The 13,298-nt window shown below is 28.0% G+C and carries 13 protein-coding genes; all 13 read left to right on the top strand.

The window, feature by feature from the left end; genetic code table 11:
- The first annotated feature begins 5 nt into the window (after positions 1–5).
- The 13 genes from TEGL_RS08835 to hisC all read left to right on the top strand — a co-directional run bounded on the left by TEGL_RS08835 (position 6) and on the right by hisC (position 13,290).
- Complete coding sequence (locus tag TEGL_RS08835; protein ID WP_018591175.1) at positions 6–980, top strand: alpha/beta hydrolase; 975 nt, start codon at positions 6–8, stop codon at positions 978–980.
- Between the two features lie 146 nt (positions 981–1,126).
- On the top strand, positions 1,127–2,434 hold the full coding sequence (locus TEGL_RS08840) for a protein kinase domain-containing protein (protein WP_018591174.1): 1,308 nt from the start codon (positions 1,127–1,129) through the stop codon (positions 2,432–2,434).
- A 178-nt stretch (positions 2,435–2,612) separates the two neighbouring features.
- Entirely contained in the window at positions 2,613–3,110 is a 498-nt protein-coding gene (locus TEGL_RS08845; protein ID WP_018591173.1) for a GNAT family N-acetyltransferase, read from the top strand.
- A gap of 93 nt (positions 3,111–3,203) precedes the next feature.
- Complete coding sequence (locus tag TEGL_RS08850; protein ID WP_018591172.1) at positions 3,204–4,436, top strand: VanW family protein; 1,233 nt, start codon at positions 3,204–3,206, stop codon at positions 4,434–4,436.
- A 109-nt stretch (positions 4,437–4,545) separates the two neighbouring features.
- Positions 4,546–5,088, top strand: coding sequence for an NADH peroxidase (locus tag TEGL_RS08855; protein ID WP_018591171.1), 543 nt, complete (start codon positions 4,546–4,548; stop codon positions 5,086–5,088).
- Positions 5,089–5,212: 124 nt separating this feature from the next.
- Entirely contained in the window at positions 5,213–5,671 is a 459-nt protein-coding gene (locus TEGL_RS08860; RefSeq protein ID WP_018591170.1) for a hypothetical protein, read from the top strand.
- 145 nt (positions 5,672–5,816) lie between these two features.
- Positions 5,817–6,773, top strand: a complete 957-nt coding sequence (locus TEGL_RS08865; protein ID WP_018591169.1) for a sulfide/dihydroorotate dehydrogenase-like FAD/NAD-binding protein — start codon at positions 5,817–5,819, stop codon at positions 6,771–6,773.
- Between the two features lie 15 nt (positions 6,774–6,788).
- Entirely contained in the window at positions 6,789–8,069 is a 1,281-nt protein-coding gene (locus tag TEGL_RS08870; protein WP_018591168.1) for an FAD-dependent oxidoreductase, read from the top strand.
- 206 nt (positions 8,070–8,275) lie between these two features.
- On the top strand, positions 8,276–9,313 hold the full coding sequence (locus TEGL_RS08875) for a Fic family protein (protein ID WP_018591167.1): 1,038 nt from the start codon (positions 8,276–8,278) through the stop codon (positions 9,311–9,313).
- A 120-nt stretch (positions 9,314–9,433) separates the two neighbouring features.
- Entirely contained in the window at positions 9,434–10,084 is a 651-nt protein-coding gene (locus tag TEGL_RS08880) for an FMN-dependent NADH-azoreductase (RefSeq protein ID WP_018591166.1), read from the top strand.
- Between the two features lie 564 nt (positions 10,085–10,648).
- On the top strand, positions 10,649–11,593 hold the full coding sequence (locus TEGL_RS08885) for an ATP phosphoribosyltransferase regulatory subunit (RefSeq protein WP_018591164.1): 945 nt from the start codon (positions 10,649–10,651) through the stop codon (positions 11,591–11,593).
- A gap of 12 nt (positions 11,594–11,605) precedes the next feature.
- Positions 11,606–12,250, top strand: coding sequence for an ATP phosphoribosyltransferase (gene hisG / locus TEGL_RS08890; protein WP_018591163.1), 645 nt, complete (start codon positions 11,606–11,608; stop codon positions 12,248–12,250).
- 14 nt (positions 12,251–12,264) lie between these two features.
- Positions 12,265–13,290, top strand: coding sequence for a histidinol-phosphate transaminase (gene hisC / locus TEGL_RS08895; RefSeq protein ID WP_018591162.1), 1,026 nt, complete (start codon positions 12,265–12,267; stop codon positions 13,288–13,290).
- Positions 13,291–13,298 lie beyond the last annotated feature (8 nt).

Consider the following 13,298-nt stretch of genomic DNA (forward strand, 5'->3'; position numbering starts at 1 on the left):
TCACAATGAACGAAACCAAGGCACTTATAGATAAGCAGCTTAGGCTTAAGGGGAAAGTATTAGCAAGATTAGTAAAATATAATGATGAACATGATTTTGAGAAATATAATAAAGTTATGAATATATTTTTAAGAGGCGAAAAAAGTAAAAAAATTTTATGTGAAGAAAAACATATACTAACGAGAAACAATAATAAAATTAGGGTTTGCATTTATAGCCCATTAGATAAAAAACCTAATGCAACAGGCTTATTATGGCTTCATGGTGGTGGATATGCTATGGGAATACCTGAGTTAGATCTGCAATATTATGAAAAACTAATATCTGTAGCAAATTGTATAATAGTTGCACCTGATTATACACTTTCTTTAGAAAAGCCATATCCACAAGCACTATATGATAGTTATGAAACTCTTTATTGGATGAAAAACAATGTTGACGATTTAGGAATAAGAGAAAATCAAATTTTTGTAGGAGGAAAAAGTGCGGGAGGTGGACTTGCAGCAGGTACTGTACTTTATGCTAGAGATAAAAAAGAAGTAAATGTTGCTTTTCAAATGCCACTATATCCTATGCTTGATGATAGAATGAATACACCTTCAGCTATAGATAATGATGCACCAGTATGGAATTCTAAAAGTAATTATTTAGCTTGGAAGTTATACTTGAGCGATTTATTTGAAACTGATAAAGTAAGTAAATATGCTTCACCTTCAAGAGAAACAGACTATTCAAACTTACCACCTATATTTACTTTTATTGGAGAAGCAGAACCTTTTTATGATGAAACTGTACAGTATATAGAAAATCTAAAAAAAGCTGGAGTTAAGACACATTTTTACACCCATAAAGGATGTTATCATTCTTTTGATAAAGTTTGCTCTCATTCTCATCAAGGAAAAGAAGCTATTAAAGAAATGCTAGAAACTTTTAAATATGCAACTGAAAATTACTTTGCTTCCCAAGATTATTTAAAATAAATAATAAACAAAATTTATTATACCCCAATTGTTGGATTTAAAATTCAAAGATTGGGGTGTTTTTAAAAATGTTATAATTATATAGTAGACAAATATTTTATATACAATTATTATTTTATTATAATGATTAAAAAGAGGCGAAGTATATGAGAGATTTTAATTATAAATACACAATTAGAGATTTCATTGACAAAACCAAATGGTCAAATGTTTATTCAGGCATAAATAAAGAAACTAATGAAAAAATAATTATAAATATACTTATAAATTTAGAAGACAATGAAGAAAATTTAGAAGTATTTAAAAAAGAAATAGAATTACTAAAAAGCATAAATAGTACAAATGTAATATCCATAAATAATATGAATACTTATGTAAATAAAGATAAAATTTATTATTATATTGAAAGTGAAGATTTTGAAGGTTTAACATTAGATGAATTAATGAGAATAAATAAGCTTCATAATAATCAATGCTTACAAATAATAAGAGAAGTAATAAATGGCGTTAAGGAATTTAATAATAAAAAAATAAACTTTAAAGATTTAACAATAGAAAATATAATAATAAATGGTGAAGGTATAATAAAAATTGATACTTTATCATTTATTAATAATCATAAGGGTCATATAAATTGTAAAATTCATGATGCTAAAAAGTTTAGAGCTAATGAAGATGTGCAGGTTATAGGAAAAATTTTATGCCATATGATTACTGGTAAAGAAATATTTAATCCAGAAGAAAATAAAAATTTGGATAAAGACATTGGTGAAATTTTAGCAAAAGCTACAAATAAAAAACATATTTCAAAACATAAATATAGAGATTTAAATGAATTTTCAAAGGACATAGATTTATATTTATGTGGAGGAGAATTAATTAATAATGAAGAAGTTAATTTAAAAGAACATAATAGACTAAATCCCAAATATAATATTAAAAAATATGTGATTATAGCATGTTCAGTTGTAATGCTACTTTGTACTACGGCTTTTGGAGCACAATATGTAATAAACAAAAAGTCAGAGAATGTGGCAGATAAAAATACAAATGAAGCTGTTTATAAACAAGAAGAAAGTTCAGAGGATGAAAGTGAATTAAATCTAACTCCTATTGAAGAAAATATGATTAAACATAAAGATTCAAAAGGAACTACTAAAGAAAAAACAAGTGATAGTAATAAAAGCAATGAAAATACTAAAAAAGAAGACAAGAAAGAAAATACAAGTAAAAAAGATAAGAATAATAAAGACAAGGATAAAGATAAAACAGATAAAAAAGAACAAGATAAAGACAATTCAGACAAGGATAATGACAAAGAAGATCCTGGCAAAGATAATAATGATGAAGATAAAGAAAAACCAGATGAAGAAAAACCAGACAATGACAATTCTAATGAAGAAAAACCAGATGATGAAAAAAACTCAGATAAAAACAACAATGTGGTCAAGTAAGTAATAAAATAGGAATAATATTAATAAGCTAGTAAAGAAATTGTTACTTACTAGCTTTATATTATTTGGAATAAATTACTGTAGGCGAATTTTTCTTATAATAAAGATGATAAAATAAACCTGTGCTATAATTTATAGTACATAAATATGATAACTAGAAAATTGTAAAGGAGAACTTATGGAGATTAGACTAGCACATAAAGATGATTTAAAAGAAATAATAAAAATAGAAAGTATTTGTTTTCCACCATCAGAAGCAGCTAGCAAAGAAGTTATGGAAGAGAGATTCAAAGCTTTCGGCGAAAATTTTTTAGTTGCAGTGGAAGATGATAAAATAGTAGGATTTATAAATGGGTGTACTACAGACAAGGCTTGCCTTCCTGATAAATTATATAATGATGTTACATTACATAATCCAAAGGGGAAATATCAAACGGTATTTGGCCTGGATGTTTTACCACAATATAGAAATAAGGGTACAGCAGCTATATTGTTAGAAGCATATATAGATCTTTCTAAAAGACGAGAAAAAAACGGTATAGTTCTTACTTGTAAAGACTATTTAATTCATTATTATGAAAAGTTTGGATTTAAACATGAGGGTGTTTCAATATCTTCTCATGGAGGATCTAAGTGGAATGATATGATATTATTATTTGAAAAAGCATTAACTTAATATAAATAAAATTTAAAATGAAAATAATCATTAGAATATAAAAACTCTCATGGGAAAACATAATTATATAATTTTTATAGTTAGGAGAGTAAAATGAGAGGACAAAAACGTATTTTAAATAAATTAACATATTTAGTAATGATAGCTATAATAGGGTTTACTTCCCTCGGATTAGCGCCAAAAGAAAATGACAAAAAAATTCATAGTAATATTACAATACAAAATATAGACGTGGGAAAATTAACTGAAAAACAAGCAATAAATAAACTTAAATCAACTTATCCGTTGAAGGATTTTAATATTACCTATAATAATAAAAAGTGGACAATAAAATGTGAAAGTATAGACCTTAATTATCACATAGAAGAAAAGGTAAAAGAAGCCTTTAATTATACAAGAAGTAGCTCTACTATAGAAAATATAAAAAGAAAAAGCAAACTTAATTTAAAGAAATCACATAATATTAAGCTAAAAGCAACATACGATGAAAGAAAATTGAGTAAGGAGTTAGAGGTAATTTGCAATAGTATAAATGTTGATGCTGTGGATGCAACTTTTCGTGTTGAACTCAGTGGAGAGTTAAAAAGAACAGAATCAAAAGAAGGTAAACAACTTGATTTATCAAGATTAAAAGAAGATATTTATGATATGATTAATAAAAAGAAAATTGAAAATATCAATTTGTCAGTAATTACCTTGTACCCAGATGTTTCCACAAAACAAGTTAAAAGTATAAATTCAGTATTAGGAGAATTTAGTACAAGTTTCAATGACTCAACTTCCAGAGGAAGTAATATTCATGTGGCAGGAGAACAAACTAGTGATATTTTATTAATGCCTGGAGATACTTTTTCTTACAATAAATGTACTGGAGCAAGAAATTGGGTCAACGGATACAAAAGTGCTCCTATAATAGTAGGAGGTAAAGTTACAAATGGAGAAGGTGGAGGCGTATGTCAAGTTTCTACAACAATTTACAATGCAGCCTTGATGTCAGGACTTACCATAGACGAAGTACATAATCATTCCCTTCCATCCAGATATGCACAAAAGGGAAGAGATGCTACTGTTTCTTATGGATATACTGACCTAAAATTCTCCAATCCATTTACTCACCCAGTATATATAAAAAATATAGTAGGAAATGGAGCAATAACGTCTAAAATATATGGGTCTAACGTAGATAGAGAGCGAATAAGTATAAAAATTGTAGAGGAATATACAAAAAATAAAATTACTGTACAAACATATAGATTATTTTTAGACGAGGAAAATAATATTATGAAAAAAGAGCTAGTTAATACTAGTGTGTATAAATCCAATTAAAAATTTATTTTTTTGTTTAAACTAACCAAATTAAAGGTATATATATAATATAAATTAATAATTAATTAAGTAATTATAATATATTATAAAATTTGGGAGGGTATTTAAAATGAAAAAATTTGTATGTACAGTATGTGGATATATATACGAGGGAGAAAAAGCACCAGATGTGTGTCCAGTTTGTAAAGTAGGAACTGAAAAGTTCCAAGAAATGAAAGGAAAAATGAATTGGGCAGATGAACACAGAATAGGTGTGGCGCAAGGTGTTGATGAACAAATAATAGAAGACTTAAGAGCTAACTTCGTTGGAGAATGCACTGAAGTTGGAATGTATTTAGCGATGAGTCGTCAAGCTGATAGAGAAGGTTATCCTGAAATAGCAGAAGCTTACAAAAGAATAGCTTTAGAAGAAGCAGAACATGCTGCAAAATTTGCAGAATTACTTGGAGAAGTAGTTGTTGCTGATACAAAAGAAAACTTAAGAGTGAGAGTTGATGCAGAGTATGGAGCAACTGATGGAAAATTAAAGCTGGCTAAGAGAGCTAAAGAGCTAGGACTTGATGCTATTCATGATACTGTTCATGAAATGTGTAAAGATGAAGCTAGACATGGTAAAGCATTCTTAGGATTACTAGAAAGATACTTCGGATAAGAATTAAATAATTTATATAGAAGCCTCATACTAAAAATAGTATGAGGCTTTTTAAATGATAGGGATAATTTATATAATCACATCCATATACTATAATATAGAATTTAAAAGGGGGGAATACATATTGTTACAAACGCCACTGGGACTTTTATATGTATGTATTAATAATGAACAAGTAAAATACGACATAAGTGAACTACCATTAAAACCTATAGAAATTTCCAACTATAAGGTTGACGCCAGATATATGATAGAAGTTGATAAATCACAAATTAAAAGTGGAGATATACTTACTATTATGATTGATACAAATATAATAGCAGAAGCAGATGGAGGGGATTGTTTAGTTGAGGCTATGTTTGAAAGTGATGATTTGTATTTAGCAATAGGAGGATATGATATTAACGACCACAAGAGCCAAGAAAACTTTGCTTATTCATTTTCTGTTATAAAAAATGGATTAGAAGCAGAAATTATAGATTTACAATATATTGATGATTTTAGTATTGCTATTGCTTGGAGTGATACAAACAAGGAGGATTATTATACTGCTGTTTGGTTTGCAGCAGATCCTTATATATAAAATAATAATGTAGAAGTTTAAAAGAAATATATTTTAAACTTCTTTTTTTCTGTCACTCATTTTTCCATAATTAATAAATTAATAATATAGCTTAATAGTGATGAAGAAGTTTAAGAGAAAAAATCATTTTAAGGAAGTGGACAAAATGGAAAGACCTAATAATCAATTTTGTGCTGATGCAGGGGGAAAATACTGTCCATGTCATTTAGCTCACAGTGGGGACTGTATAAAATGCTCTTTAATTAGAGGGGAAAAGACTTGTGAGTGTAAGTGGCAAGGAGTTTGTATTTACAATGAACTTATGCACAACAAAATAGTACCAGTAGAAGAAAGAAAAGACTTACTATGTAAAGTTATTGAAAGTAAAGAAATAGAAAAAAATATTTACTTTTTAAAGATTAAAATACCTAGTTATTTAACTAGAGATTTAAGTGAACCAGGTGCATATGTTTTTTTGAAGGACAAAGATAGAGAAAGTGGATTTTTCAATGCACCTATATCTGTAATGGATGTGGATGAAGAAGATAATATACTAGAAGTGGTAGTAGTTCCAAGAGGAATAAAAACAAAGTCTTTAGTAAATTGTGAAGAGATAATTGTAAAGGCTCCTTATTTTAATGGGATTTTTGGGCTAAAAGAAATCAAATCAAATGCCTGTAACAAATGTGTAGTAGTTCTAGATGGCTTATCTCAAGTAAACTCGCTAAAAGTTATAAAAAGATTAATTAGAAATAACAACGAAGTGGAAGTATTTATAAATGAAAAAGGTAAAAGACTAGAAATGATGGAAGAAAAAATAGAAGATTTGGGAGTAAATATTCAACTTTTTAATTTAGAAGAGAAAAAAGAAATTCTAATAAATTATATAAGAAGTAACAATATAAGTTTTGTTTACAGTTGTGGATTAATATATTTTAATAAGTCTATCTTACAACTAGTAGATAGCATTGATGATAAGATAAAATTTGCAATTCCAAATAATAATTTAATCTGTTGCGGAGAAGGTATATGCGGTGCATGTACTATTAGATTAAATAATTGCAGAATAAAGACATGTAAAGCTCAAATGAATGGACGAGAGTTTTTAAGTAATCTTAAATAAATGGGGGGGATATTAATGGCAAAAGTTGTAGTAATAGGTGGTGGCTGGGCTGGATGTGCCGCTGCAATAAGCGCATCAAAAGCTGGCGCACAAGTGGTTATTTTGGAAAAAACAGATTTATTAATAGGACTTGGTAACGTGGGCGGAATAATGAGAAATAACGGAAGATACACTGCATGTGAAGAGGCTATGTATTTAGGTGCAAGTGAATTATTTACTTTGACAGATGAAAATTCAACTCATAAAAATGTTAATTTTCCAGGGCATAATCATGCAACAATATATAATGTTTTAAAAATTGAACCACCAGTTAGAAAACTTATAAAAGACATGGGAATAGAAGTAAAAATAATGAGCAGAGTAGTGGATGTTGACTGTGAAAAAAATATATTAAGGGCAGTTATATTAGAAGATGGACAAAGGATAGAAGGAGATAGTTTTGTTGATACAACAGGTTCTTCTGGTCCAATGGGTAATTGTTCTAAGTATGGTAATGGATGTGCTATGTGCGTTCTTAGATGTCCTTCTTTTGGAGGAAGGGTAAGCGTAACAGGAAGATGTGGCGTAAATGATATGATCGGGGAAAGAGTAAATGGTGATTTCGGAGCATTTAGTGGTTCTATGAAATTATTAAAAGAAAGTTTAAGTGAAGATATACAAAAAGAATTAAATGATGAAGGTTTTGCAGTAATACCACTGCCTAAGGAACTTAGAAATGAAAAGAAACTTGATATTAAAGTTTGTCAGCAATATGCCCTTCATGAGTTTGCTGAAAATATTATTTTGTTAGACACTGGTCATGCAAAATTAATGACGCCATTTTTTGATCTAGAAAAATTAAGAAGTGTGCCAGGATTTGAAACAGCATGTATAGTTGATCCATATAGTGGAGGAAAAGGAAATTCTATTAGATATATGGCAGTATCTCCAAGAGATAATTATATGAGAGCGGAAGGAATGAAAAATTTATTTGTTGGAGGAGAAAAATCAGGATTTTATGTAGGCCATACAGAAGCTATTTGTACAGGATCTTTGGCTGGACACAATGCTGTAAGATATTTAACAAATAAGGGATATTTACAATTACCAAGCAGTTTATTAATAGGAGATTTTATATCTTATTCTAATGAGGAAATGCATAAAGTAGAGGGATCAAAGATGAGATTTACCTTTGCAGGAAGTATCTACTTTAATAGAATGAAAGAGCTTGGACTTTATACAATAGACAAAGAAAAAATAGAAAAAAGAGTAAAAGATGTAGATTTATTAGGTGTTTATAATAATAAGTTAATATAAAAATGAAAGCCTTACTTAGATAAAATCAAGTGAGGCTTTTTTGCTATATAAATACAATTGTTAAATTTGAGACAATAATTAAAATATTCTGTCAATTAAAGGGAAATAATATATATATAATTGTAAATGATAACAAATTATGGTAAAATCAAATTAATACGACTATTTAATAGGTAAAGTATATTATTGGGGTTTGGAGTGATATTATGGAATACACTATGGGGACAAAGCTGGCTAATATATCAGTTGATATGAACAATGTTAAAAAATTATGTAAGATAAATGAATACAAAGGAGAGCAAATTGTCTACAAGAAGCAACCTAAAAATGTGGTAACTTCAATGACAGATGATGCTATTCTTAAATTTGTTTATGATACTTATATTGATAGTTTTCTTGGGGGGCAGGAAAACTTAGTAAAATTGATACACAATGAAATTACACCACAATCTAGAGATGAGATTGGTGTTGTAGAATTTAGAGATGTAATTAAAACAATAAATAGTGCTTTTGAAGATATTCAAATATGCTCTCAAACTATATTAGAGCTTCACGGATATTTGCACAGATATTCTTTAATAAGAGGTGGCAGATACAGAAATGAAGCAATAGGTTTTATTGACTTTGGAAAACCAAATGATGATTTTGATAATGTCCACGATATAGAAAAAAATATAGAATACAAAGTGGAAAGTTTATGTAAAAAATACTATAAGTTTTTAGAAGAAAATAAAATTCAAGATCTTATAATAATTGCTTCTTTTATAATGGATTTTATGTTAATAGCTCCATTTAAAGAAAATAATTTAGCAATGTCAAAAATTTTGACTTTGCTATTATTAAATAAAAGTGGCTATGAGATAGGAAGATTTACTAGTTTGGGTAATTTATATAATGATGAAAATTACTCATATTTTAAAACTTTATTTTCTAAACAAGGAGATCTTGAAAGAGAATCTTACAATATGAACAAATGGTTAGACTATTTCTTGTCAATTGTATTATCAGCCTACGAAGATTTAAGTGAAGAAATGAATTTAACTGGAATTAAAAAAGAAACTAAAACTAGAAGAATAGAGAAAGTTATAAATTCTACTTTGGGATATTTTACAAAGGATGATGTGAGGAATCAGTGTCCTGACATTCCAGAACCAACTATTAATCGTGTTTTTAACAACTTAAGAAAAAGCGGAAAAATAGAAGTTGTGGCAAAAGGTAGAAGTGCCAAGTGGAAAAAAAGATAGATTGAAAGGGGTACACAAAAATGTGTACCCATTTTTGACTAAATAATTAGTGATTAATAGAATAAATTCTAATATTTAACAAATAATATAATATTATCAATTATTTGTTCGAGGTGAATTATGAGAAAAACATTATTATATATTAGTTGTAATTCAAAACCAGAAAAATTATCATCAAGTAAAACAGTAGCTAGACTTTTTATACAAAAGTTTATTGAAAAAAATCCTGATTTTGATGTGGAAGAAGTAGATTTATTTAAAGATTATATACCAAGACTAGAATATGAATATTTTTCAGGTCGTAGTGCCTTAATTGAAGGAGAAGCTTTAAAGCAATTAGATGACCATGCACAAAAAGAAATAAAAAGAATTAATGATTTGTGTAATCAATTTATGAAAGCTAGAGTATATGTTATTTCAGCACCAATGTGGAGTTCATCTTTTCCACCACAGCTTAAAGAATATTTTGACTGTGTAATTCAAGACAAAAAAACTATTAAGTTTGAAAATAAAAAACCAAAGGGAAAACTAAATGATTTTTATAGAAGCTTAGTATATATCCAATCAAGTGGTGGCAAAATACCTGCATATACAAAACCAATTTTAAATCGTGGAGTTAGCTACATAAAATATATATCCAAGTTCATGGGAATAAAAAAGACAAAAGAAATACTAGTTGATGGTACTGGTACTACAGAAAAAGAAAGGCTAAGTTCCATAGATAAAGCTAATAATGAAATTGATAAAGTAATAAAATCTTTAAAATACTAATTAAAATTAAATATACATAAGAAAATGTATAGTAAGAAAAAATATTAAAAATATAAAATAGTTGTTGATAATGTATACAAAGTAGATTATCATTATTGTTAATAAATTAAAATAAATTCTTTGGAGGTAAGTATGATGTATATTATAAATGAAAAACTTAATAGCAAATTAAATACAACATTATATTATCATCATCATAGATCCAAGGGATTGTAATCATGAAATTTTTCATAGATACAAGCCCTATTTTAAGTACAGCAAATGGGCTTGTATCTATGATGGTATATGAAACTTATAAACCATATAGGCATAGCCTATATGGTTTTTTTAATTACTAGAATATTATTTTGTCTGTGGAAAACTTCTAGATTAAAGTATTATCAATACATTTAAGAAGTAGTAAAAAAGTGAATTTTGAGCAACGGAGTTGCCTGAAGCGGTAGCAAAATGATTCGCCAACATGTTGCTCAAAGGCATCTCGTTGGCGACATAAAGTGTAGCGCCCACGCAGTGGCTTAAGCGAAGCGAATTTTAATAAGTAAGAAAGGACTACAAGGAGGAAATATGAAGTATTTAAGCATAGAAAATGAACTAAATTATTCAAAGAAAAGGTATGAATTTACTAAAGAAATAGAATATATATTTGTAAAAAATAACTATATTCAGATAAAACCAAGTATATTTGAGGATTACGACAACTTTACATCTATAAACAAAAGAATTCCTACAGAATCTATGGTGAAAGTAGTAAATGATAAGATTTTAGTATTAAGACCTGATATTACAACAAGTATTATAAAAAGTTTAATACCTAAGTGGGAAGATAACTTAGTACTGAAATTGTTTTATCATTCTACAGTTTACAAAAATGAAAATAAAGAAGGTATAAAAGAAATTAGACAGTTTGGATGTGAGTACTTAGGAGAAAAGTCTATAAAAGCAGACTCAGAAATAGTAAATATGTCTTTAGATATACTTAAAAAATTCGGGGGGAATTTTATTTTAGAAATTGGAAGTAGTAATTACATAAATGGATTACTTGGCGAGTTAAATATTAAAGAATACCAAGAAAACAAATTAAAAAATCTAATACTTAGAAAAAATAAAATAGAATTAAGAGATTATATTGAAAAATACAACATAAATGAAGAAATAAAAGAAATTATATATAATTTGTTTGAACTAAATGGAGGTATAGACCAAGTAATATCAAAAGCTAGGAAATTCTATACAAATGATTTAATGAACAAGGGCTTAAAAGAGTTGGAGGAAATAAGTATTTTACTGAAAAAGAGCGAATATAAAAAATATACAAATTGTGATTTATCCATGGTAGGAAAGTTTGATTATTATGAAGGAATAATGATTAAAGGATATTATGCCAATGTGTACAAAGAAATTCTAAGTGGAGGAAGATATGATTCTCTTACAGAGGAGTTTGGAAAAAGAGTTCCTGCTATAGGATTTTGCATAGATGTGGATGGACTAATGGAAGCATCAAAAAGATAGGAGTTGATAAAGGTGGACAATATTGTAATAGCCATAGCTAAAGGAAGAATAGAAAAAGATATTTATAAAAGACTGAAGATTCTAAATATGGAGGAGTGTATAGAAACAGATAGCAGAAAATTAATTTTTAAAGATGAAGAAAATAAAATTACTTATATTCATGTAAAGCCATCTGATGTTGTAACTTATGTGGAAAAAGGTGTAGCGGATCTTGGCATAGTAGGAAAAGACACTATTTTAGAAAATGAAAATGATAATGAAGTATATGAACTACTAGATTTAGGATTTGGTAAATGTAAGTTTTCTGTGGCAGGGGTAAAAGGTAAAAATAATTATGCAAAAGAAGAAACTTTAAAAGTTGCAACGAAATATCCAACAATTGCAAAAAATTACTTTAAATCTAGAGGGCAAAAAATACAAATTATAAAACTTAATGGTTCAGTAGAGTTAGCTCCAATAGTAGGGCTCTCAGATGTTATTGTTGACTTGGTGGAAACAGGTAATACGCTAAAAGCAAATGGTCTAGAAATTGTGGAAGATATGTGCAACATAAGTTCTAGAATAATAGCCAATAGAGTAAGTTATAAATTTAATAAAAATAAGATTGAAGAGATTGTAAATAAATTTGCTTCAACTTTAGATGAAAAAAATTATTAGAAGGGGTGCTAATTATGAAGGAAAAACAAAGTGTAAAGGAGTTACAACCATACGTGGTAAATCCAATAGTATGTTCAGTAAAACTAGATGCAAATGAAGGAAGTAAAGATTTATTTAAAGATTTAGTAAAACAATTGGGTGAAGATTTCTACTTGAATGTTTACCCAGATGATTCTTACATTGATTTGAAAAAGGCTATATCTAATTATGTTGGATGCAAAATTTCAAATATATGTGTAGGTAATGGTTCTAGTGAGTTACTTGATTTATGTATAAAAACTTTTGTTGATAGAGACGAACTGATTTTAAGTTTAGATCCAAGTTTCGCCATGTATTCAGTCTATGCCAAAATCTTTGACACTAAGTATATGGGAGCTAAGTCTGAAGATGATTTTGTAATAAATGCAGATAAAGTTATTCATGCCATAAAAGAAAATAATCCCAAAGTAACTATAATATGTAATCCCAATAATCCAACAGGAAGCATGATAAAAAAAGATGATGTAATTAGAATAATAAAATCTACAGACAACATTGTTATAGTAGACGAAGCATACATGGAGTTTGGTGATGAAAGTGTGGTAGATGAAATTGAAAATTATAAAAATCTTATAGTAGTTAAAACTCTATCTAAAGCATTTTCCATGGCAGGAATTAGAACAGGTTACTTACTAGCATGTGAGGACCTTGTAAATACTGTAGAAAAAGTAAGACCACCTTATAATTTAAATTCCATATCAGCTTTTTTAGCAACAAAAGCATTAGAGAAAAAAGATAAAATGAGAACTTATGTAAAAGAAATAAAAAAAGAAAGAGAAAAGGTATATAAATCTCTTCTAGATATGAATGTAAAAGTATTTCCATCAGGAGCAAACTTTATTTTCTTTCACAGTGATATAAAAAATTTAGAAGACAAATTGATAAAAGAAGATGTGTTAATTAGAAGATTTGGCGGAAAATTAGATAATCACTACAGAGTTACAATAGGAAGCGAAGATGAAAATAATGAATTTATTAAAGCTATGAAGAAGTTTGTGTAGGAGGCAAT

The organism is Terrisporobacter glycolicus ATCC 14880 = DSM 1288, assembly GCF_036812735.1.
Taxonomy (GTDB): Bacteria; Bacillota; Clostridia; order Peptostreptococcales; family Peptostreptococcaceae; genus Terrisporobacter; species Terrisporobacter glycolicus.